Origin of the sequence: Haemophilus sp. CCUG 60358 (assembly GCF_001679485.1) — a bacterium.
Lineage (GTDB): Bacteria > Pseudomonadota > Gammaproteobacteria > Enterobacterales > Pasteurellaceae > Haemophilus_D.
In genome coordinates this window covers 131,745-153,259 of sequence record NZ_LZOZ01000014.1, presented here as the reverse complement: position 1 = coordinate 153,259, position 21,515 = coordinate 131,745, and the positions used below count along the sequence as shown (strand labels likewise).

Annotated in this window: 21 protein-coding genes and 1 tRNA gene; 11 read left to right on the top strand and 11 right to left on the bottom strand. The window is 39.7% G+C overall.

The window, feature by feature from the left end:
• The first annotated feature begins 22 nt into the window (after window positions 1-22).
• Window positions 23-604, top strand: coding sequence for a primosomal replication protein PriC (gene priC / locus A9500_RS05685; RefSeq protein WP_065244216.1), 582 nt, complete (start codon window positions 23-25; stop codon window positions 602-604).
• Window positions 605-672: 68 nt separating this feature from the next.
• On the opposite strand, the gene A9500_RS05680 is transcribed toward priC, so the two are convergent.
• A tRNA-Ser gene (locus A9500_RS05680) sits at window positions 673-762 on the bottom strand.
• Between the two features lie 155 nt (window positions 763-917).
• Complete coding sequence (gene rne / locus A9500_RS05675) at window positions 918-3,731, bottom strand: ribonuclease E (RefSeq protein ID WP_065244215.1); 2,814 nt, start codon at window positions 3,729-3,731, stop codon at window positions 918-920.
• Window positions 3,732-3,907: 176 nt separating this feature from the next.
• Here rne and A9500_RS10715 point away from each other — a divergent pair, with 176 nt between their 5' ends.
• The 4 genes from A9500_RS10715 to hflX all read left to right on the top strand — a co-directional run bounded on the left by A9500_RS10715 (window position 3,908) and on the right by hflX (window position 6,874).
• On the top strand, window positions 3,908-4,081 hold the full coding sequence (locus A9500_RS10715; protein WP_179854558.1) for a hypothetical protein: 174 nt from the start codon (window positions 3,908-3,910) through the stop codon (window positions 4,079-4,081).
• 76 nt (window positions 4,082-4,157) lie between these two features.
• Window positions 4,158-5,138 (top strand): 23S rRNA pseudouridine(955/2504/2580) synthase RluC, encoded by a 981-nt coding sequence (gene rluC, locus A9500_RS05670; protein WP_065244214.1) that lies wholly within the window; start codon window positions 4,158-4,160, stop codon window positions 5,136-5,138.
• 86 nt (window positions 5,139-5,224) lie between these two features.
• Window positions 5,225-5,509: an RNA chaperone Hfq gene (hfq, locus tag A9500_RS05665; RefSeq protein WP_049364479.1), complete on the top strand. Its 285-nt coding sequence runs from the start codon at window positions 5,225-5,227 to the stop codon at window positions 5,507-5,509.
• A 9-nt stretch (window positions 5,510-5,518) separates the two neighbouring features.
• The gene (gene hflX, locus A9500_RS05660; protein ID WP_065244213.1) at window positions 5,519-6,874 is read left to right on the top strand and encodes a ribosome rescue GTPase HflX; all 1,356 of its coding nucleotides are present in this window, start codon (window positions 5,519-5,521) and stop codon (window positions 6,872-6,874) included.
• Here the strand turns inward: hflX and A9500_RS05655 are convergent.
• The 6 genes from A9500_RS05655 to mepM all read right to left on the bottom strand — a co-directional run bounded on the left by A9500_RS05655 (window position 6,864) and on the right by mepM (window position 13,125).
• Window positions 6,864-7,814, bottom strand: coding sequence for a sigma 54-interacting transcriptional regulator (locus A9500_RS05655; protein WP_065244212.1), 951 nt, complete (start codon window positions 7,812-7,814; stop codon window positions 6,864-6,866). The two genes, hflX and A9500_RS05655, sit on opposite strands and share 11 nt — an antisense overlap.
• 120 nt (window positions 7,815-7,934) lie before the next feature.
• Window positions 7,935-8,843, bottom strand: a complete 909-nt coding sequence (locus A9500_RS05650) for a siderophore ABC transporter substrate-binding protein (RefSeq protein WP_065244211.1) — start codon at window positions 8,841-8,843, stop codon at window positions 7,935-7,937.
• A gap of 14 nt (window positions 8,844-8,857) precedes the next feature.
• Entirely contained in the window at window positions 8,858-9,619 is a 762-nt protein-coding gene (locus tag A9500_RS05645) for an ABC transporter ATP-binding protein (RefSeq protein WP_065244210.1), read from the bottom strand.
• Window positions 9,610-10,569: an iron chelate uptake ABC transporter family permease subunit gene (locus A9500_RS05640; protein ID WP_065244209.1), complete on the bottom strand. Its 960-nt coding sequence runs from the start codon at window positions 10,567-10,569 to the stop codon at window positions 9,610-9,612. The genes A9500_RS05645 and A9500_RS05640 overlap by 10 nt, the downstream gene beginning before the upstream one ends.
• Window positions 10,562-11,515, bottom strand: a complete 954-nt coding sequence (locus A9500_RS05635) for an ABC transporter permease (protein WP_065244208.1) — start codon at window positions 11,513-11,515, stop codon at window positions 10,562-10,564. The genes A9500_RS05640 and A9500_RS05635 overlap by 8 nt, the downstream gene beginning before the upstream one ends.
• Before the next feature lie 134 nt (window positions 11,516-11,649).
• Window positions 11,650-13,125, bottom strand: a complete 1,476-nt coding sequence (gene mepM, locus A9500_RS05630; protein WP_049369154.1) for a murein DD-endopeptidase MepM — start codon at window positions 13,123-13,125, stop codon at window positions 11,650-11,652.
• A gap of 178 nt (window positions 13,126-13,303) precedes the next feature.
• On the opposite strand from mepM, the gene znuC reads away from it, so the two are divergent.
• From znuC to tilS, 5 genes are all read left to right on the top strand, one after another.
• Window positions 13,304-14,098 (top strand): zinc ABC transporter ATP-binding protein ZnuC, encoded by a 795-nt coding sequence (gene znuC / locus A9500_RS05625; RefSeq protein ID WP_049370526.1) that lies wholly within the window; start codon window positions 13,304-13,306, stop codon window positions 14,096-14,098.
• Between the two features lie 9 nt (window positions 14,099-14,107).
• Window positions 14,108-14,893, top strand: coding sequence for a zinc ABC transporter permease subunit ZnuB (znuB, locus tag A9500_RS05620; protein WP_049370527.1), 786 nt, complete (start codon window positions 14,108-14,110; stop codon window positions 14,891-14,893).
• An 87-nt stretch (window positions 14,894-14,980) separates the two neighbouring features.
• Entirely contained in the window at window positions 14,981-15,928 is a 948-nt protein-coding gene (accA, locus tag A9500_RS05615; RefSeq protein ID WP_065244207.1) for an acetyl-CoA carboxylase carboxyl transferase subunit alpha, read from the top strand.
• Between the two features lie 115 nt (window positions 15,929-16,043).
• Complete coding sequence (pdxY, locus tag A9500_RS05610) at window positions 16,044-16,910, top strand: pyridoxal kinase (protein WP_049364468.1); 867 nt, start codon at window positions 16,044-16,046, stop codon at window positions 16,908-16,910.
• Window positions 16,910-18,202, top strand: a complete 1,293-nt coding sequence (gene tilS, locus A9500_RS05605; protein ID WP_065244206.1) for a tRNA lysidine(34) synthetase TilS — start codon at window positions 16,910-16,912, stop codon at window positions 18,200-18,202. Before pdxY ends, tilS begins: the two co-directional genes overlap by 1 nt.
• A gap of 15 nt (window positions 18,203-18,217) precedes the next feature.
• On the opposite strand, the gene mutH is transcribed toward tilS, so the two are convergent.
• From mutH to A9500_RS05590, 3 genes are all read right to left on the bottom strand, one after another.
• Window positions 18,218-18,889 (bottom strand): DNA mismatch repair endonuclease MutH, encoded by a 672-nt coding sequence (gene mutH / locus A9500_RS05600; RefSeq protein ID WP_065244205.1) that lies wholly within the window; start codon window positions 18,887-18,889, stop codon window positions 18,218-18,220.
• On the bottom strand, window positions 18,886-19,425 hold the full coding sequence (locus tag A9500_RS05595) for a methylated-DNA--[protein]-cysteine S-methyltransferase (protein ID WP_065244204.1): 540 nt from the start codon (window positions 19,423-19,425) through the stop codon (window positions 18,886-18,888). Before A9500_RS05595 ends, mutH begins: the two co-directional genes overlap by 4 nt.
• A gap of 89 nt (window positions 19,426-19,514) precedes the next feature.
• On the bottom strand, window positions 19,515-20,903 hold the full coding sequence (locus tag A9500_RS05590; RefSeq protein ID WP_065244203.1) for a porin: 1,389 nt from the start codon (window positions 20,901-20,903) through the stop codon (window positions 19,515-19,517).
• 208 nt (window positions 20,904-21,111) lie between these two features.
• On the opposite strand from A9500_RS05590, the gene A9500_RS05585 reads away from it, so the two are divergent.
• Window positions 21,112-21,399, top strand: coding sequence for a YfcZ/YiiS family protein (locus A9500_RS05585; RefSeq protein WP_065244202.1), 288 nt, complete (start codon window positions 21,112-21,114; stop codon window positions 21,397-21,399).
• Window positions 21,400-21,515 lie beyond the last annotated feature (116 nt).

Sequence of the window (21,515 nt, the reverse complement as noted above, 5' to 3'; positions counted from 1 at the left end):
ATACATTATGCGGGGATTTTTTATGTCTATTCAATCATTACTCAATACGCTCGAGCAAAAAGTACAGCAACTGACTCAAGCCTATCAAACTGACTCTGATAAAAAAATCAACGCGAAATTTAACCGCACTTTATTTACCGAAGATTTTGAAACCGTCGGTTTTTATCTCAAAGAAATCCAACAAAGCTTAACTAAGCTATGTAAAATTACTCATCAAAATGAAGAACAAATTGTATTTATGGCAGAACATCTTTTAGGGCAATGTACTGCCTTGACCGAAGCCATGAATCGCAAGCATAAAAAGCCCATTCAGCCGAAAATAGCAGAGCCACAAGTTGCAAGTAGTAAATCACAACATAGCATTCATCGTCTCCCTCCTAGAGAGCGTCTAGAAAAGTATTATGAAGCCTTGCAGCAACTCACGGAAAAATACGAAGAAGCTAAAGCACAAGCGGATACGGCACAAACAGATATTCAACGAGATATGCATAAGCAAACTGCGGCAATTTATTTAACGCGCCGTCAAAAATGTTTAGAGGCGATTGAGACCTTAGAAGAATACCTTGCCTTTAAAGAAGCCCAAGAAAGTGCGGTCAAAAAATAAGATATTTTTTAATAGACTGAAAAGCAAAAATCCCTAAATCTTTCGACTTAGGGATTTTTTGAATTTGATGGCGGAGGAAGTGAGATTCGAACTCACGGAGGGCGTAAACCCTCGCCGGTTTTCAAGACCGGTGCCTTCAACCACTCGACCATTCCTCCGTGATTTAAGCGAGGTGAATAATACGTTTTTTCCCCCACCCCGTCAAGCAAGAAAATAAAAAAATTATCTGACTGACTACTTTTAAATCACAATGTTTAAAAAATACACAAAATAAAAAACGGAACCTACTGGCTCCGTCTTTATTATTGAGATATTACTCTGCTTTCGCTTGTGTCGCTTCAGAATAAATATGACTAATTGCACTATGATGGCCTGCAGCGCCTTTACCGTTAAAGTAATAGCGAGACTCCGTCCATTCTACAATTGGGAATGGTTTAGACTCTTCATCTGGTGCTTTAGCTAATGTCATCGCTGCTTTAGTGTGTTGTACCGCTGAAATGGTACCTGCACGACCAGTGAACACATAAGAGCGAACAAACTCTGTTTTCTCTTGTAGTTCAACTTCTGTCGTTGCAACTTTAGCAACAGGTTCTGATTTATGATGCAAGCGTTCTAATGATTCTTGCACTTTCTGTTGAACCGCTTCATTTGCCGGTTGAGTAATGAAATCTAACGCTGGTTGTGCTTCAACTGATTTCTCTTCCACGACAATACCTGTTGCAGGCGTAATCACACCTTTTTTCGTTTTTTCTTGCTCAAGCAATTCATCCACCGATAAGAAATTATTTTCTTTCGGTGCATTCACAGCAGAATAATCGATGCATACTTTACCGCTTGCTAATTCAGGCGAAGCAACTGCCGCAAATAATGGCATTGGTGACTTCACTTCATTACGACGACGGCGTTGATTATTCGATGTACGTAAATGACGTGGAGTACGACGCTGACGTTCTTGACGTGGTTTATCTTCAGCATTATCAGCAACATTGTTTTCAACCACTTCATTTTGAACAGTCTCAACAACGGGTACTTCAACCGCTTCAATAACATTCTCGTTTACATCAGTTGCATTGTCATCAATACGAACACGTTTACGTAAATCACGACGTTGACGACGCTCTGCTACCGGTTTCTCTGCTTTTTCTTCTTGACGATTATCATCAGAAACATTAGCAAAATTAACCGCACTTTCAGATGTCACTTCTTCATTCGCGTTACGACGATTGCGACGATTATTTACACGCTCGCGAGTTGGACGCGCATTTTCTTCATCTGTATTTTTCGCATTATCGTTGTTTTCGTTGTTGCGAGAACGGCGATTATTACGACGTTCTTGATTGCGACGATTATTACGGTTGTTGTTACGATTGTTGCGGTTGTTTTGGTTTTTCTCTTCTTCTTTTGGTTCAGAAGCAAATAAACCTTTAATTGCGGCAACAATTTTTGCAAACAATGACGGTTCTTCCGATTTACGCTCAACCGGTGCTGGTGCAGCCGTTGGGATCGATAGAGATACTGCGGCACTTTCCATCACTTGCTCAGAGGTCACTGCTGCAGTTTCGATATTGCGAGAAACAAGAGACTCTTCAGGTACGAAAGCATCTTCTTGTGCTTCATGGAATTTTGCTAAGTTGTAGCTTAATTCATTAAGTTCTTCACCTTCACGTACGCGGAACACACTGAAGTGCGGGGTTTCCATCGCTTCATTTGGTACCACAATAATCTCTACATCATGGCGTTTTTCGATGCTGCTTACTGCTTTACGTTTTTCGTTAAGTAAGTAAGACGCAATTTGTACAGGCACGATAGTGTGTACTTGTTTGGTATTTTCTTTTAACGCTTCTTCTTCGATTAAACGTAAGATTGAAAGTGATAAGCTTTCGTTATCACGCACTTTACCTGTACCTTGACAGCGTGGGCAAACATGGTGAGAAGACTCACCTAATGATAGGCTTAAACGCTGACGTGACATTTCCAACAAGCCGAAGCGAGAAATACGGCTGATTTGAATACGTGCACGGTCTTGACGCACGGCATCACGAATACGGTTTTCTACTTCACGCTGGTGACGAACAGGTGTCATATCAATGAAATCTATGACCACTAACCCACCTAAGTCACGTAAACGTAATTGACGAGCAATTTCATCTGCGGCTTCAAGATTCGTATTTAATGCGGTTTCTTCAATGTCACCACCACGCGTTGAACGCGCCGAGTTGATATCGATCGCCGTTAACGCTTCTGTCACATCAATGACAATTGAACCGCCAGAAGGTAAACGCACTTCACGTTGGAAGGCTGATTCAATTTGTGACTCAATTTGGTAGTGGCTAAATAACGGCACTTCGCCTTGATACAATTTTACACGATTGATGAAATCTGGGCGCACAAGTTTGATGTGCGCTTTTGCTTTTTCAAATACTTTCGGGCTATCAATTAAGATCTCACCGATATCACGACGCAAGTAATCACGGATCGCACGAACGATCACATCACTTTCTTGGTGAATTAAGAACGGTGCCGGACGGCTTTGTGAAGCTTGTTTGATCGCTTCCCAATGATGTAAAAGTACTTTCAAGTCCCATTGTAATTCTTCTGGTGATTTACCTACACCTGCAGTACGCACGATAAGGCCAACGCCTTCCGGTACATCTAAAGAACTCAATGCTTCTTTTAATTCGATACGTTCATCACCTTCAATACGGCGAGAGATACCACCTGCACGAGGATTGTTTGGCATAATCACCAAATAACTACCGGCAAGGGAAACAAAAGTGGTTAAGGCTGCGCCTTTATTGCCGCGTTCTTCCTTGTTCACCTGAACAATCACTTCTTGACCTTCAGTCAAAATATCACGGATATTTGGACGACCTTGGAACACATAATCAGCAGGGAAATATTCGCGGGCAATTTCTTTTAAAGGAAGGAAGCCATGGCGCTCTGCACCATAATCCACAAAGGCAGCTTCTAAACTCGGCTCTACGCGAGTGATTTTCCCTTTGTAAATATTCGCTTTTTTCTGTTCATGACCCGGACTTTCAATATCCAAGTCGAATAAACGCTGACCATCGACCAACGCAACGCGCAACTCTTCTTTTTGAGTCGCATTGATTAACATTCTTTTCATTGTCAATTTCTCGTTTGAATTATCTAAAATACCTTGAAAATTAACCGCACTTTACAGATTTACTGACCTTAGCCATCGACCTCGTGTTTCTCGCGAACAGTCAATCTCACGACTGTGTGTTGCTGGGTGCATTGATAGCATACTCAATTGTTATCTAAGACAATTTTCGTAAAACAATGCGGTGTGTTAATTACGCATTGCAAGGAAGCATTAACCTTCAAGAAAAATATGTTGATTATCAATGTCTTATGCCATTCGCTGCATTGAGTTTTGACCAACATACAAAATCGCTTTCTAAATGCCAAATTTTAGGCGCAGAAAGACGCTCTATTATCCACATTCAGGGCTAAATTAGCAAGGCATTCTTGCTATTATCACCAGGGATATTGTGATATGATTCAGCCCAATTTTTAAAGGACAGATTCAATGACTGAAAAACAAGAAAAAATCATCAATCAATCCGTCAAAATGCTCACCGTTTCTGAGGATGAAGCAGGACAACGCATTGATAATTATTTATTGGCAAAATTAAAAGGTGTGCCAAAAAGTTTGATTTATCGCATTCTGCGTAAAGGCGAAGTTCGTGTGAACAAAGGACGAATCAAACCTGAATATAAATTGCAAAATGGTGATGTGGTGCGTGTGCCACCAGTTCGTGTTTCTGAAAAAAATACTGCCCCAATTTCTAAAAACTTGAACAAAGTCGCCTCCCTTGAAAGCCATATTATTTTTGAAGATGACTGTTTATTAGTATTGAACAAACCTTCTGGCATTGCAGTTCATGGTGGGAGCGGCTTGAATTTTGGTGTGATTGAAGCCTTGCGTGCATTACGTCCTGAAGCCCGTTTTTTGGAATTGGTTCATCGTTTAGACAGAGATACATCAGGTATCTTATTAGTAGCGAAGAAACGCTCTGCCTTACGCAACTTACACGAACAACTTCGTGTTAAAACGGTACAAAAAGATTATCTCGCACTCGTACGTGGACAATGGCAATCTCATGTAAAAGTTGTACAAGCGCCTTTATTGAAAAATGAATTGGCCAGTGGTGAACGCATCGTTAAAGTCAGTGAGCAAGGTAAACCTTCAGAAACCCGATTTGCCATTGAAGAACGCTATCAAAATGCGACCTTAGTAAAAGCGTCGCCTGTAACGGGAAGAACCCATCAGATCCGAGTTCATACTCAATATGCAGGTCACCCAATCGCGCTGGATGATAAATACGGTGATAAAGAATTCGATAAATATATGCAAGATCTCGGACTCAATCGTTTGTTTTTACATGCATTTTCTATTCGATTTGAACACCCTAAAACGGGCGAAACATTACGTTTCAATGCACAACTAGATGAAAAAATGAAAACAATTCTGAAAAAACTGCGTGAAAGCAAAGAGATAAACCCATAGACAAGAAAAATGTTTATTGCTATATTTGGCGATGGAGACAACTCGTTTCTATCATTAATTAACATATAACAACAAAGGATAGCAAAATGGCAAAAGGACAATCATTACAAGATCCTTATTTGAATGCGTTACGCCGTGAACGTATTCCTGTTTCGATTTATCTCGTTAATGGGATTAAATTACAGGGTCAAATCGAATCATTCGACCAATTCGTGATTTTATTAAAAAACACTGTTAATCAAATGGTGTACAAACACGCTATTTCAACTGTGGTTCCAGCACGTTCTGTTTCTCACCACAATAATAACGGCGGTCATCATGCAGCACAAACGTCTGACGCTGCAGCGGAAGTAGAAACACAAGCAGAATAATTCTGTTCAATGAATGATTTCATCAATTTAAGTGCGGTTGAAAATTCACCAGAAATTTCAACCGCACTTTCGTCATCTAAAACAGGCGACAATAGCCAATCGGAAAAAGATAAAGCTGTCGTCGTGCATGTTTTCTTTTCTCAAAATAAAAACATTGAAGATCTGCAAGAATTCCAACTTTTAGCAGAATCTGCCAATGTTGAGATTTTACAAATCATCACCACGAGCCGAGCGACGCCACAAGCGAAATATTTTATCGGTGAAGGAAAAGCACAAGAAATTGCGGATGCAGTAAAAGCCTTAGATGCCGATGTTGTTTTGGTGAATCATCAATTAACCCCTGCACAAACCCGTAATTTGGAAAGCATCTGCCAATGCCGCATTGTAGATCGCACTGGGGTAATTTTAGATATCTTTGCCCAACGAGCTCGATCACACGAAGGGAAATTACAAGTTGAATTAGCTCAGCTTAAGCATTTATCCACTCGATTAGTTCGCCGAAAAACAGGTTTAGATCAGCAAAAAGGTGCAGTTGGATTACGTGGTCCAGGGGAAACGCAATTAGAAATGGATCGCCGTTTAATCAAGGTGCGTATTGCACAGTTGCAAAATCGTTTGGCAAAAGTCGAAAAACAACGCAATCAAAATCGCCAAACCCGACAAAAAGCGGATATTCCGACCATTTCCTTAGTGGGTTATACCAATGCGGGAAAATCGACACTATTCAATTTCATCACACAAGCCAATGTCTATGCCGCGGATCAGCTTTTTGCCACTCTCGATCCCACATTAAGGCGTTTACAAATTCAAGATGTTGGTACAGCCATTCTCGCCGATACCGTTGGTTTTGTTCGCCAACTCCCCCATGATTTAGTGTCCGCTTTTAAATCTACGTTGCAAGAAACGGTAGAAGCCAGTTTACTCTTGCATGTTATTGATGCAGCAGACGCTCGAAAGATCGAAAATATTGAAGCGGTGAATTTAGTATTGGAAGAAATTAAGGCTAACAAAGTACCGGTATTGTTGGTGTATAACAAAATCGATTTATTGGAAAATGTAGCGCCCCACATTGAATATGATGACGAGAATAATCCAGTTGCCGTTTACCTTTCAGCACATTCAGGTGAAGGATTAGATCTGCTACTTGAAGCCATTAAAGTGCGGTTGAAAAATGAGATACTTTCTTTCACCCTCACGCTGCTTCCGCAAGAGGGCAAAATTCGCCACGCGCTCTATCAATTAGATAGCATTCGTCACGAACAAATTTCGGATGAAGGTGAATTTATCCTCAATGTACAAATTGATAAAGTCGAATGGCTCAAACTTTGTAAACAATTCCCTAAACTGTCAGAAATTATTTACTAATACCGTATTGTTTTAATTTATTGGCGATCGCCGTGTGTGATACGCCTAATCGTTGTGCCAATTTTCGCGTACTTGGATACTGAGCATAAAAAGCACGCAATACACTCGCCTCATATTGTCCCATGATCTCATCCAGGGTTTGCTCACCAAAATCATCCGCAGAAATGACCGCACTTTGTACGGGTTTTAAATTTAAACTTTCAATATCAAGCTGATTATTTTTCGCTAAAGAACAGGCACGATACAACACATTGTAAAGCTCTCGCACATTACCTTTCCAAGGCTGCCCTTTCAAATAATTCAAAAAATCACCATCATATTGCGGCATTGGAATCTTAAGCTGCGTGCTAATGTCTTGTAAAAAACTTTCCGTTAAAGGCTGAATATCTTCAACTCGCTCACGCAATGGCGGTACATTTAGTGCTAAGACATTTAAGCGATGGAATAAATCACTGCGCAATTTCCCTTGTTCTAACAGCTTTTCCATCGGTTCTTGTGACGTACAAATCACCCGAACATTTGCATGATGTTCTTTTTCTTCACCCACTCGACGGAAAGAACCATCCGTTAAAAAGCGCAATAATTTTGCCTGTAAACTTAATGAAAGCTCGGCAACGCCATCTAACAACACCGTGCCTTCGTGAGCATATTCAAAAAAACCGATGGTTTCACTGTCACCCACTTTACGCCCAAACATTTCGCTTTCCGCATCTTCATCCGGCAGGCCTGCACAGTTTACTGCAATGAATTTTTTCTCACGGCGCAAACTCGCAAAATGGCAAGCTTTGGCTAATAAATCTTTACCCGTGCCCGTTTCGCCCTGAATTAAAAGCGGCACATCAAACATCGCAAAACGTTGTGCATTTTCGACCGCACTTTTCATGGAGAGGCTTTGAGTGACAAAGCAAGAGAACGGATCTTGTGGATTAAATGTCAGCATAAAATAAGCTCTGTTTTATTAAGTGATGCCGATATGATAGGAAGTTTATTGACATGTGTAAAGATTAATTTACATATAAAAAGGGCAATCCTTGACTGCCCTTTTAAATCATTTTTCGTATTATTTTTTCACTGCACGATCAAGTTCTTGTGCAATGATTTCCATACTTTCTAAACCACCAAACGCAAGATACCAATTGGCTGCATCAAGGTACACAATGTGTCCATCTTTATACGCTTTAGTTTGTTTGATGATATCGTTATCCAATACTTTTTGCGCATTGTTAGCTTTTTCTGTAATGGCCGCTGTACGATCCACTACGAGTAAAAAGTCTGGATTTTTTTCTAAGATATATTCAAAACCAACGCTTTGTCCATGCGTAGACGATTTGATGCTGTCATCAATCGGTTTAAAACCAAATTTTTGAAACACCATGCCATAACGAGAACCATCACCAAAAGCACTGATTTTACTTTCATTAACCAACACCAATAGTGCCGTTTTGCTTTGTGCGTCTTTCGCAACTTGCGCGACTTTACTGTCTAACGCTGATAATTTCTCTTTTGCTACATTTTCTTTGTCAAAGATCTGTCCAAGTGCGGTCACATTTTGTTGAAAACTTGGATAATAATTTGTGTAGTCATTTTCAACATTAAATACTGGTGCGATTTCTTTAAATTTGTCGATCATTTTTTCTTGACGTTTAGACGCAATGATCAAATCCGGATTAAGTTCGTTAATTTGCTCCAATGATTGTTCTTTCAAATCACCAACATTTTTATATTTTTTGTCTGCAAATTCTGAAAGATAGTTTGGAATTTTTCCGCTTTGTGGGAAGCCCACAATTTTATCTTGCACACCTAATGCACGAAGCGTATCAGCTGCACCAAAATCGAGAACCACCACACGTTGTGGATTTTGTGGTACAACCTGTTTTCCAGCGGCATTTTCAACGGTAATATCTGCAGCTTGTGCAATACCGGTAAATGCAAAGAGTGAAAGTGCTAACGTTGATAATGTTTTTTTCATAAAGATTTCCTTACTTATCTAAAATAAACGGCAATTTTACGGTCGTCGATATCCTGAATCGGAATCGTCATGTCATAAATATCTTGTAATATGGTTGATTGCATAATGTGGTTAATCTCGCCTTGGTGCACTAATTTTCCATTTTTCATGGCAACAATGTAGTCTGAATAACAAGAGGCGAAATTAATATCATGAATCACAATCACCACGGTTTTGTTGAGTTCTGTCGCTAATTTACGCAAAACTTGCATGATCTGCACAGAATGCTTCATATCCAGATTATTTAATGGTTCATCCAACAAAATATAATCGGTATCTTGTGCAAGCGTCATTGCAATATAAGCACGTTGTCGCTGACCACCACTTAAACTATCGATATATTGGTGACGAATATCATCTAAATTCATATAGGCAATGGCATTATCAATAAAAGTGCGGTCAGTTTGGGTTAAGTTTCCTTTGCAATAAGGAAAACGCCCAAAAGCGACTAAATCTTCAATAGTTAGACGCAAATTAATGTTGTTCGTTTGCTTTAAAATCGCAAGTTGTTTCGCAATATCGCTACTTTTCTTACGATTGAGCAATTCACCGTTGAGATAGATCTCGCCACTATCAGCATTCAACAAACGGCTCATAATAGACAGCACCGTACTCTTCCCCGCGCCATTCGGCCCGATAAAAGACGTAATTTTCCCCGTAGGAATGGTAACGGACACATTATCCACCACCTTTTTGCTTCCGTAACTTTTAGTAATATTGCGAATTTCTATTGCCATTTTTTGTTTGCTCTTAATAACAAATAAATAAAGTACACACCGCCGACAAAATTAACGATGATGCTTAATGTCGTGCGGAACGTAAAAATATGGGTCACTAATAATTGCCCTAAAACCAAGGTAATGATGGAAATTAACATTCCGGCAGGAATGAGTACCTTGTGACGATAATCACGAATAAATTCAAAGGTCACGTTCATCACTAATAACCCAAGGAAAGTCAGTGGGCCAACAAGTGCGGTCGAAACTGACGTTAAAATTGCTACAAGAATTAATAGGACTTTTAAGGTCTTTTGATAATCGATACCTAAGTTAATGGCATTTTCTCGCCCTAACGCCAACACATCAAAGCAATGCCAATATTTCAAACTGAAAACAATGGTCGCGACTAAAATGGCCAATGCGACCCACAAGATTTGTGTATTGATTCGGTTGAAACTTGCAAAGCCAATATCTTGTGCGATCTGGAATTCATTTGGGTCAATCAACACTTCCATAAATGTCGTTAAGCTACCAAAGAAGGTGCCGAAAATAATCCCAACAAGCAATAAGAAGAAAATATTTTGGTTTTCTTTCTTAAATAGGAAGTGATAAAGCACTAATGAGAACGCCATCATTAATCCCGTACACAAGACAAACAATGCAATCGAATTCATGGAAAGCAATGTGCTTGAACCAAAAAGGAAAATAATCGTTGTTTGAATCAGCAAATACAGCGAATCTAAACCCAAAATACTCGGCGTGAGAATTCGGTTATTCACAACCGTTTGAAAAATCATCGTAGCGAGTGCAATTGCCGCACCTGTAATCACAATCGCAATTAAGGATAAGGCACGATTTTCCAAGGCATATTGCCAACGGTTTGGTAAGTTGTAGCCTAAATAAAGTGCAAGAGAAAAAATGGCTAACAACAACAATACAATCAGTTGAGAAGAAGATTTCTTAGCCATTTCTATACCGCTTTAATAATAAAAATAAGAAGATACCACTGCCAAATACACCAACTACGGCATTAATAGAAATCTCATAAGGATAAATTACACTTCGCCCTAAAATATCGCAGAATAAGACAAATACCGCACCTAATAAGGCGGTATGAGATAACACTTTCTTCAAGTTATCACCCAAATAAAGTGTGACGATATTCGGGATAATTAACCCTAAGAAAGGGATCACGCCAACAGATACGATAATAATCGAAGACACCACTGCCACAATGAGCAGACCGAGATAAAGTACTTGGTTGTAATTTAGACCTAGATTAACCGCAAAATCTTTCCCCATCCCAACAATAGAAAAACGATGCGCAAATAAATAAGCCACGATGAGTGTAGGAATACTGAAATACAACAATTCATAACGGCCTGACATCACAAGAGAAAAGTCCCCTTGTAGCCACCCGGATAAGTTTTGCAATAAATCTTCTTTGTAAGCGATGAAGGCAGTAATTGAACTGATGATATTACCGAACATAATACCCACTAAAGGCACAAAAATCGTGTCCTTGAATTTCAAACGGGACAGAATCGTCATAAATAACAATGTTCCAAGGAAAGACACGATGACTGCAATAGTGGTTTTTAACAACATCGAAGCCGTTGGGAAAAACAGCATCGCCATTAAAATCCCTAATCTTGCACTATCCATGGTGCCCGCAGTGGTGGGAGAAACAAATCGGTTTCGACTGAGTTGCTGCATCACTAAACCACAAATACTTAGGGATGCGCCAGCAATTAAGATACTAATTAAACGAGGCACGCGACTAATTAAAAAGATCTGCCATTGATTACCTTCAAAATTCAGTAACCCTTGCAAATTAACGGTACTTACCCCGAGAAAAAGTGAAATAAAGGAAAGCACTATCAAAAGAAAAATCAGATAACGTCTCTTAATCATAAAAATGAGAATAATTCTAAAATGCAAAGAGAATAGCATATTGAGGAAAAAGAGAAAAGATGAAGTGCGGTCAGTTTTCAGCTAATTTTTTAGGCCTATAAAAAATGCGGTCAAATTTGACCGCATTTTATTCACTATAATTTTAATGTTCTTTCAACTTCTTTCGCTCGGACTAAGAATTGCTTACGCTCTGCAGTTGCCATACCGCTGCTGGTACCTGGTAATTTCACCGTAAGCGGGTTCACCGCTCGCTCATTGATATGAAACTCGTAGTGCAAGTGAGGCCCCGTTGAAATACCCGTATTCCCTGTTAATGCAATACGTTCCCCTTTCTTCACCGCTTGCCCTGCTCGAACTAAAGCACGACTTAAATGCATATACACCGTTTGATATTCACGACCATGACGTATCACAACATAACGTCCTGCACCACCGGCTTGGTAAGCCACTTTTTCCACCACACCTTCTGCTGGCGCAATAACTGGTGTACCTGGTGCGACAGCAAAGTCTACCCCTTTATGTGGGCGAACACGTCCCGTTACTGGATGGCGGCGATTTGGGTTAAATGGTGACGAAATACGTGCTTGGCGTTGTAATGGATAACGCGCAAAGCCTTTACCAAGAGTTTCACCTTGCTTATCGTAGTAACGACCATTCGCCGCTTGAATACCATAATAACTCTTACCATCGGCTATAATATGAATCGCTTCAACGTTACCTTGCCCCGTTAATTTATCGCCTAAATATTCGCGAGACACTAAAATCGCAAATTTAGTCCCTTTACTGAGTTTTTGGAGACTCACCTGCCACTGTAACGCAGAACTTAATTGGCTGATTTGACGACCATCCAAACCTAAATCACGTAAACTTGAAGCAAAGGATCCGTTAATCGTGCCTTTTAGCACTTCTTTCTTCCAGATACTTTTCTTCTCTAGAATTTGGCGTTTAAACTTACCGTCTTCCGTGCGTTCATAAATACGTTCTTCTTTTTCAGACACCAACCAGTTTAAATACTCCAGCTGATCTTCTTTATCTAAAATCCAATAGAACTGCTGACCGGCGCGTAAGTTTTTTAATTCAGGATATTCGGCAATTAAATTTTTCGCCGTATCATCTTCTAAACCAGAAAGCTCTAACACGTCTTTTAAAGAGTCGCCACGCACCACGGTATGACTAAATTGATCGGTAATACGCAATGCCTGATCAGCTACATCTAAAATGCCACTGAGCGCATCTTGTGCATCTTTTGGCAAATCAGTTAGCTCATCAAACTGTGGTTTAATTTCATCTACTTCATCATCTTTGGCTTGAAGATCATCATCGTAAGAAGTCGCATCTTCCGTATTCGCATTCTGCTTAGTTTCAGGATGTTCGCCTGCTTGAGTTTGTTGCTTATCTGATTCTGTTTTTTCAGGTGTAAGGGATTGATATTGAACGTTATCCACCATCTCTGGCTCAAGATTACTTTGCAAAGAAGGATCATAATCAGCGGTATCTTTAAAAGCGAGGAAAATACCCGTTAAAATAAGCAAAAGTGCGGCAAAAAAAATCGCCGCTTTTATACGGGATTTTCGTTTCCGTCGATCTCTAGCTAATTTAACGTGTTGCAAAATAGATACCTTTAAAATGAATAAAAAGCTTTTCGCTCTTCAGACTACAAACTCTAAAAAAAATTCATTTTACCCTAAAAATGTCAAATCTTATGCCTAAATATTAGGCATAGTCAGAATTTCTTGAGAAAAACAAGGAAATGAGCTATTTTAGTGAGCCATTTTTAAAGGGGGGATTATGCAGATTCACGCCATTCAACCAGCCCAACCAACACCATTAATTACGCTGAAAAATATCAATGTGGTCTTTGAACAAAAGACAGCATTACGGGATATTAATTTCAGCATTTATCCTAATTCAATTATCACCATTGTAGGCCCAAATGGTGGGGGGAAATCGACCCTCTTGAAAACCTTATTAAAATTACAACCGCCGACATCCGGTGAGGTGATTTATAGCACCAATGTCAGAATTGGCTATGTCCCACAAAAAATTCACCTCGATCACAGCTTACCAATGACGGTTGAGCGTTTTCTGGCACTCAAAAAAGGTGTTAAAACGCAAGAAATATCAACCGCACTTGAGCAACTCTCTATCACTCATTTGAGAAAAAATAATATGCAAAAACTCTCAGGTGGGGAAATGCAACGCGTGTTATTAGCTCGTGCGATTTTGAACAAACCCAATTTACTGGTGCTAGATGAACCAACTCAAGGGGTCGATATTAATGGTCAAGCTGAACTTTATCAGCTGATTCACCGTACTCAACAAGCCTTAAATTGTGCGGTTTTAATGGTTTCCCATGATTTGCATATCGTGATGGCGGACAGTAAAGAAGTGTTGTGCATCAATCAACATATTCGCTGTGCCGGCACACCCGAAAGTTTATCGAATGATCCAACATTTATACGCCTTTGGGGCAACCAAATCTCACAAAATGTGGGCTTTTATACGCACCATCATAATCATCATCATAATATGCACGGTGATGTTTGTAGTTGCAGTGCCAATCCATCTGAATGCCAACAATAAGGAAAAATCATGTTTGAGATTTTATTTCCCGCCTTGCTTACGGGATTACTGCTTTCCTTAATTACCGCACCACTGGGTGCTTTTGTGGTGTGGCGTAAAATGGCTTATTTTGGTGATACCCTTTCCCACTCTGCCTTACTCGGTGTGGCGTTAGGCATTTTCCTACAAATTAATCCTTATGTTGCCATTGTAATTTTGACGATTATTCTCGCCGTATTAATGGTGTGGCTCGAAAGTAACACGCAATTTTCAGTGGATACCCTTTTAGGAATTATCGCACACAGTTGTCTTTCCCTTGGTGTAGTCACGGTTGGCTTACTTAAAAATGTCCGCGTAGACTTAATGAGTTATCTTTTTGGAGATTTGCTTGCCATTAATTTTAACGACTTACCTTACATTGGCGCGGGTGTCGTCATTATATTAGGCACACTACTTTACTTCTGGCAAGCCTTACTCTCCACCACAGTTTCGCCTGAACTGGCTCAAGTGGAAGGCATTAACATTAAAAAAATGCGATTTATTTTAATGATTTTGACCGCACTGACGATCGCATTAAGTATGAAGTTTGTTGGGGCTCTGATTATTACATCACTCTTAATTATTCCCGCCGCAACAGCAAGACGTTTTGCCAAAACACCTGAACAAATGGTGTTTATTGCGATTTTAATCAGTATGCTTTCCGTCGTTGGCGGGTTATTCCTTTCCGCCTTTTATGATACCGCTGCGGGGCCTTCTGTCGTGATTTGTTCCGCATTTTTGTTTTTGTTATCATTACTAAAAAAGGAATATTTATAATCCGCTCCAACCAGTGAAAACCATTTGCACCGCACCTTAAATCTTGATAAAGTGCGGGCAACTTTTGACGATATTTTAGGATAAGAAATGAGCCAAGAATATTTAGATTTTGAATTACCTATTGCTGAACTTGAAGCCAAAATTGAAGCACTACGTTCAGCATCTGATGACAAAATTGATTTACACGATGAAATTAAACGCTTACAAAAGAAAAGCGATGAATTAACCCAAAAAACCTTTGCAAATCTTGATGCATGGCAGGTTTCTCGTATGGCACGTCACCCAAATCGTCCATACACGCTTGATTATATCGAACATATTTTCACTGATTTCCAAGAACTTGCAGGCGATCGTGCCTTTGCAGATGATAAAGCAATCGTAGGTGGTCTTGCTCGTTTAGATGGTCGCGCAGTGATGATTATCGGTCACCAAAAAGGTCGTACAGTAAAAGACAAAGTAACACGTAACTTTGGTATGCCAGCACCTGAAGGCTATCGTAAAGCATTACGTTTAATGCAAATGGCTGAGCGTTTTAACTTACCTATTATTACCTTTATCGACACACCTGGGGCTTACCCGGGCATCGGTGCGGAAGAACGTGGTCAATCTGAAGCCATTGCTCGTAACTTACGTGAAATGTCTACCTTAAAAGTGCCTGTTATCTGTACGGTAATCGGTGAAGGCGGCTCTGGTGGTGCATTAGCCATTGGTGTCGGCGACAAAGTAAATATGTTGCAATATTCAACTTATTCCGTTATTTCACCAGAAGGCTGTGCTTCTATCTTATGGAAAAGCGCAGAAAAAGCGTCAACCGCAGCCGAAGTCATGGGCTTAACAGCCGCTCGTTTAAAAGAGTTAGGTTTAATTGATAATATCGTTCAAGAGCCATTAGGTGGTGCGCATCGTAATTATCATGAAATGGCACGTAATTTAAAACAATGCCTCCTTGAAGAACTCAACGAACTCGATACCTTCGACAAAGATGGCTTATTAGAAAGACGTTACGAACGTTTAATGTCTTATGGTTATTGTTAATAAAATAGAAAAAGAGCGGTTAGTTTAACCGCTCTTTTTTGTGTTTTGAAAAAAATGTAGCATGGATGCAAGAAACAGCATCAATGCCTAAAATAATATAAAAGGAGAACTCAAAATGAAAAACGTATTAGCAATCCAATCTCACGTAGTTTATGGTTTTGCCGGTAATAAATCTGCCACCTTCCCAATGCAGCTATTAGGCGTGGATGTATGGGCACTCAATACCGTGCAATTCTCTAACCATACCCAATATGGCAAATGGACGGGGATGGTGATTCCACAAGAGCAAATTGGTGAAATCGCCAACGGTTTAGATGCCATTGGAAAACTGCAAGAATGTGATGCGTTGCTTTCTGGCTATTTAGGTTCAGCTGAACAAGTTGACAAAATTATCTATGCTTTAGAGAAAATCAAAGCACGTAACCCAAATGCACTTTACTTGTGCGATCCTGTTATGCCAAATGCCGAAAAAGTCTGCGTGGTCGCCGATGGTGTACGTGAACGCTTAATTGAAAAAGCCATTCCACGTGCGGATATCATGACCCCAAATCTTTCCGAACTTCGTACGCTTTCTGACTTCCCTATCAATACGTTTGACGATGTGCTGAAAGCCGCCAATGCATTAGTGGCTAAAGGTGTGAAAAAAGTGTTGGTTAAACACTTAGGTAAAGCGGGTAAATTAAATGATCCTGATACCTTTGAAATTATTATGGCGACACCTGAAGGTGTATGGCATTTAAGCCGTCCGCTTTATAAATTTAACTTTGAACCTGTTGGTGTGGGTGATTTAATTGCGGGGACTTTCTTGGCACATTACTTAAACTGTGGCAACGATGTTGAAGCTTTTGAAAAAATGAATAATGCTGTGGCGGGTGTAATGAAAACTACGTTTGATTTGAAATCTTACGAACTCCAACCTATTGCTGCACGTTTTGAGATCTTAAATCCAAGCACAAACTACAAAGCTGTTAAAGTTGCCTAATGGATCTTTTTTCATTATTCCAAGCTCAAATCCCAACCACCGCCAATAAGCTTCTCATCGCTTTTAGCGGTGGTTTGGATTCAACTGCACTGCTTTCTTTAGTTAAAAAACTCAGCGAAAAACGACCGCACTTAAGTCTGCGAGCTATTCATATCCATCACGGATTAAGCCCGAATGCGGATACTTGGACGACTCATTGCCAACAACTCTGTGAGCAATTTGCCATTCCACTTATTATTGAAAAAGTCAAAGTGGAAATGCACAATGGCATTGAAGCGGGCGCAAGAGAAGCTCGTTATCGGGCGATTTTAAAACATATTCAGCCAGATGAATATCTGGTCACTGCACATCATTTAAATGATCAAACTGAGACTTTTTTCCTGGCGCTAAAACGCGGAGCTGGATTACAAGGTTTAGGTGCTATGCAAAAAGAAAGCCAATTATTCGGAATGCCTATTCTACGCCCACTCCTTTCTTTTAGCCGCTATGAATTAGAAGATTACGTTCAGCGAGAAACTCTGTCTTGGGTCGAAGACGAAAGCAATCAAGACAATCATTACGATCGCAATTTCTTACGTAACCAAATTTTGCCTGAAATACGCCAACGCTGGAGACATTTTGATCATGCAGTTCAGCATGCCGCACAACATTGTTTTGAGCAACAACAACTGATTAATGAATTATTACAGACCTGCTTTGAGCAGCACATTCTTGAGGATCAAAAACAGTTTTCGCTCATAAACTTTCTAGACTATTCATCGCAAAAACAAACCTCACTTTTGCGTATGTGGTTGGCTAAAAATCAAATTGCCATGCCAACGCAGGTTCAATTAATGCATATTATTGATGATGTTATTCAGGCCAAAGCGGATGCATCCCCACAATTTCAACTTGGGGAGCATATTATTCGTCGTTATCAACAATGTCTCTATTTAACCGGAAAACTCGCTGATTTGTCGCAAACTTGCCTTGATATGCCGTTAAATCAACAGATTACCTTACCTGATAATCTTGGAACAATTTGTGCAGCCCACAACGCGAAAGGCATTTTAGTCAATTGGAACGAAAAACAGGTTCAACTTGCTGATACACAAGAGCCGATTCAAATACGATTTGCTTATACTGGCAAAGTAAAACGCCAACATAATCGCCCTGCCGAAACCATGAAAAAAATCTGGCAAGAGCTCGGTGTTCCGCCTTGGCAACGAAATCGTGTTCCACTCATTTTTTATGGTGAGACTTTACAAAGTGCGGTGGGTTTTTTCCGTGTTTTTCAGAACTTAGAGAAATAAAAAATGGGTGATGAGTCACCCATTTTTATGATTAAGAAAAGCGTTTAAAATGCCTGCCGTAAATTCTTTCCGTAAATAAAACCCCAGCGGTAAGGTATCAATCACTTCCCCATTTTTACCAATGCCTTTTGTGATAGCTTTGCTGTTTGCACCTTTTGGACGCAGTTGCATGACTTCACCAATACGCGCCGTAATCTGATCTAACTTCCCGAGCACAATATAATCCATCAACTCTTCCCAATCTTGGCGTAATTGATGTTCTTGTTCAGCCGAAGGTTGCCATAAGATAGGTTGGCCAATATGGCGCTCACGCAAAGGGATATCTCGACTGCCTTCAATAGGAATCCACAAAACTTTCGATAATTTATGGCGAACGTGCGAATTTTCCCAATTCACGCCCGAATTTTGAACCAAAGGCGCAAGACTCACAAACGTGGTTTCCAACGGAAAACCTTCTGCATTAATGGGCAACGTTTTTAATTCAATGCCTAAATGGGAAAAGTCCTGCTCTGCTTTACTGCCGGCAGTCGCCCCCAATGCGGTTTCAAGCAACATTCCAACCCAACCTTTATCGCGTTTTAAATCAGGCGGAACGGGAATATTTAATTCATCTGCAAGTTCGCCAAAGGTTAACCCCGCAATAGATTGCGCTTTTTCTAATAAGGCTTGTTCGGTTTGTGGGATCATTCGTGGTATTTCTTCAATAATTTCGGTTTAACGTATTCTACGCCTTTGTCGATGTAAGGAATATTTTCTAGTTTCAATAAAAAGCGTTTTGCTGGCAATCCACCACCAAAACCAGTGATTTCACATTTTTTTCCTAATACACGATGACATGGAATGATAATACTAATGGGATTACTCCCTACTGCACCACCAACGGCACGCACCGCCTTGGGATTATTAATGCTTTCTGCTAACCCGCCATAACTCGCCGTTTTACCATAAGGAATTTGACGTAATGCTTTCCAAATCGCTTGTTGAAATGCGGTACCTTTAGGCGATAAAGGAATATCGGAGAAACTTTCTGGATCGCCATTAAAATAACGCATTAAAGCGCACCGCACTTTTTCAAAAAGCGGTAAATCTTCTCGTAAAATCCAATTTGGATTTGGCATGGTTTGTTCTAACTCACAATCTAAATTTGTAAGATGTTCACCATCAGAAAGCATTAATAACCGACCAATTGGTGAATCCATATAAGCATAAAAAAGTGCGGTCATTTTTCTCTCGTTTTTATGGATTGATATAAGAAAAAAGCACACCGAACATACATTCGGTGTGCTGCGTATTATGCTAAATTTTTAACAAATTAGAAACTGTAGTTTAAGTTTAAACCGTAAAGGTTAGCACTTGCTTTAGACGTATAGTTTGCTGTAACAGTCGCTAAGTTGCCAATTGATTGTTTCTCGGTAAAGTTAAGTTTTTTACCACGTAAGTGCGCAAATCCCGTATCAATAGAAAGATTCGGGGTAAATTTATAAGTTGCCCCTACGCTATACCACATACGATCAGTATCTGGAATAGATGCACTTGCATGCTCTGTTGGCGCAGCCGCTTCATCATAAGCAATACCGGCACGGAGCGTTAATTTATCATTTACATTATAGGTTGCACCTAATGCATAACGAGAGTTGCTACGGTATTTTTCATCTTTATGGAAAGCTAACTCTCCATCATCAAATGTCGCGTGTAACTCTTTGAAACGACTCCAATGTGTAAATTTGTAGCTATAGTGCAATGCCAAATTATCTGTAACTTGGTGGAAACCTGATAATTCTAAATAATCTGGTAAATGTAATGTTAATCCACCAGGACCTGTACGCCCATTTCCAATCGCTGCATCATCTTCAAAATCAATATCAACTTTTGAATGATAAGCTAAACCTACACGGTTATTTTCGTTGAACTCATACATTAAACCTGCATTCCAACCGAAACCCCATGCATTTTTATCTTGTAAATGTGTAATAGTGCTATCTTTCTCCAGTGCTCGCAATCTTTTCAATGATGCTGCTGTATTATTTAGAGTAGATAGTCCCATTTTTTTAAGATTAGGAAGCATAACAGTCATTACATCTGGATTTTTGGCAGCATCAGATAAAATTCCAGCTCTACGTTGAACTTCAGCTTTAGCATAAATCGCATTTAGTCCGAATCCGGCACTTAACCCTTGCGTTACTTTATATGATCCACTTAAATTTAAATTAATTGCACTTAAATCTGTGGTACCACCAAATACGCCTGCATCATAGGTATTACTGTATTCGCTTTTCAATCCAAAATTCACGTTCATTCCACCACCAATGGCAAATTTATCATTGATTGGTGCCACAAAATACATATTCGGAATCAATGAACCAGGAACAACATTATTATAATGTGCAGAACCTGTTGCTAAAGTACCTGTTGGATTTTTTGGGGTTTGATTCAGTGGAGAAGTCACTGTAACTGGACCACTCATATGAATTTTAGAATCCACATAAACGCCGCCCACAGAGAATTGATTAGTTTTGAATAAGCTCATTAATGCAGGGTTAGTGGCAACTACTGCAGCATTATCAGCAATTGCTGCTTCACCGGCATAAGCACGACCAAGACCTGATGTAGAAACTTCTGCTAATTGGAATGCGGCTGCATTTGCACCGCTTGCTACTAACAATGTGGTCATTGCTAATAGCGTTTTATTAAATTTTGTCATTTGGAACCTTTGTTATTAATAATAATTAAAAAATCCGCGAGATTCTAAAACTCCAATAAATGGAGTGCAAATTATTTCATACTAATTTTTAAGTGTTCCGACCAGTGGTAAACAAATGATATTTAAATTAAAAAAATGTAGTTACTTTTGCAGGTGGCTCAAAAGTGCTAAAATATGATCAATCTTAATTTTAAAATAAGGAAATCCTATGACAGTAACATGCAAAGCAGAAGAATCTCTCACTTGTAGTTGTGTTGATGTGGGTACGATTATTGACGGTTCAGATTGCTCTGTTGATATTCATCAAACCTATGCGAATAAAGCTGAAGCTGAAGCGGCACTTAATCGTTTCGTTGAAAAAGCACGCAAAACAGAAAGCGATCCTTGCGACATTAAAAGTGAAATCACAGAAACTGAAAATGGCGCCAATTTAACGGCTCGTTTTACATTTAGCTGCCAAGCTGAAGCGATAATTTTCGAATTAGCGAATCGCTAAAAACACTTTTGAAATTGACCGCACTTTATCATGCAAAATAAAGTGCGGTCATTTTTTTGCTTAAATCCTGATTAAATCACTATCGCAAACGTTTGCTTAATCTGATACAATCACGC

Coding starts and splice junctions, on each gene's coding strand:
- hflX (WP_065244213.1), top strand. CDS start 5,519: ATGAATGATTTCATCAATTTAAGTGCGGTTGAAAATTCACCAGAAATT.
- A9500_RS05640 (WP_065244209.1), bottom strand. CDS start 10,569: ATGGCTAAGAAATCTTCTTCTCAACTGATTGTATTGTTGTTGTTAGCC.
- A9500_RS05635 (WP_065244208.1), bottom strand. CDS start 11,515: ATGATTAAGAGACGTTATCTGATTTTTCTTTTGATAGTGCTTTCCTTT.
- A9500_RS05645 (WP_065244210.1), bottom strand. CDS start 9,619: ATGGCAATAGAAATTCGCAATATTACTAAAAGTTACGGAAGCAAAAAG.
- tilS (WP_065244206.1), top strand. CDS start 16,910: ATGGATCTTTTTTCATTATTCCAAGCTCAAATCCCAACCACCGCCAAT.
- znuB (WP_049370527.1), top strand. CDS start 14,108: ATGTTTGAGATTTTATTTCCCGCCTTGCTTACGGGATTACTGCTTTCC.
- znuC (WP_049370526.1), top strand. CDS start 13,304: ATGCAGATTCACGCCATTCAACCAGCCCAACCAACACCATTAATTACG.
- priC (WP_065244216.1), top strand. CDS start 23: ATGTCTATTCAATCATTACTCAATACGCTCGAGCAAAAAGTACAGCAA.
- A9500_RS05650 (WP_065244211.1), bottom strand. CDS start 8,843: ATGAAAAAAACATTATCAACGTTAGCACTTTCACTCTTTGCATTTACC.
- mutH (WP_065244205.1), bottom strand. CDS start 18,889: ATGATCCCACAAACCGAACAAGCCTTATTAGAAAAAGCGCAATCTATT.
- rluC (WP_065244214.1), top strand. CDS start 4,158: ATGACTGAAAAACAAGAAAAAATCATCAATCAATCCGTCAAAATGCTC.
- A9500_RS05585 (WP_065244202.1), top strand. CDS start 21,112: ATGACAGTAACATGCAAAGCAGAAGAATCTCTCACTTGTAGTTGTGTT.
- pdxY (WP_049364468.1), top strand. CDS start 16,044: ATGAAAAACGTATTAGCAATCCAATCTCACGTAGTTTATGGTTTTGCC.
- A9500_RS05595 (WP_065244204.1), bottom strand. CDS start 19,425: ATGACCGCACTTTTTTATGCTTATATGGATTCACCAATTGGTCGGTTA.
- A9500_RS05655 (WP_065244212.1), bottom strand. CDS start 7,814: ATGCTGACATTTAATCCACAAGATCCGTTCTCTTGCTTTGTCACTCAA.
- A9500_RS05590 (WP_065244203.1), bottom strand. CDS start 20,903: ATGACAAAATTTAATAAAACGCTATTAGCAATGACCACATTGTTAGTA.
- A9500_RS10715 (WP_179854558.1), top strand. CDS start 3,908: ATGCGGTGTGTTAATTACGCATTGCAAGGAAGCATTAACCTTCAAGAA.
- accA (WP_065244207.1), top strand. CDS start 14,981: ATGAGCCAAGAATATTTAGATTTTGAATTACCTATTGCTGAACTTGAA.
- rne (WP_065244215.1), bottom strand. CDS start 3,731: ATGAAAAGAATGTTAATCAATGCGACTCAAAAAGAAGAGTTGCGCGTT.
- hfq (WP_049364479.1), top strand. CDS start 5,225: ATGGCAAAAGGACAATCATTACAAGATCCTTATTTGAATGCGTTACGC.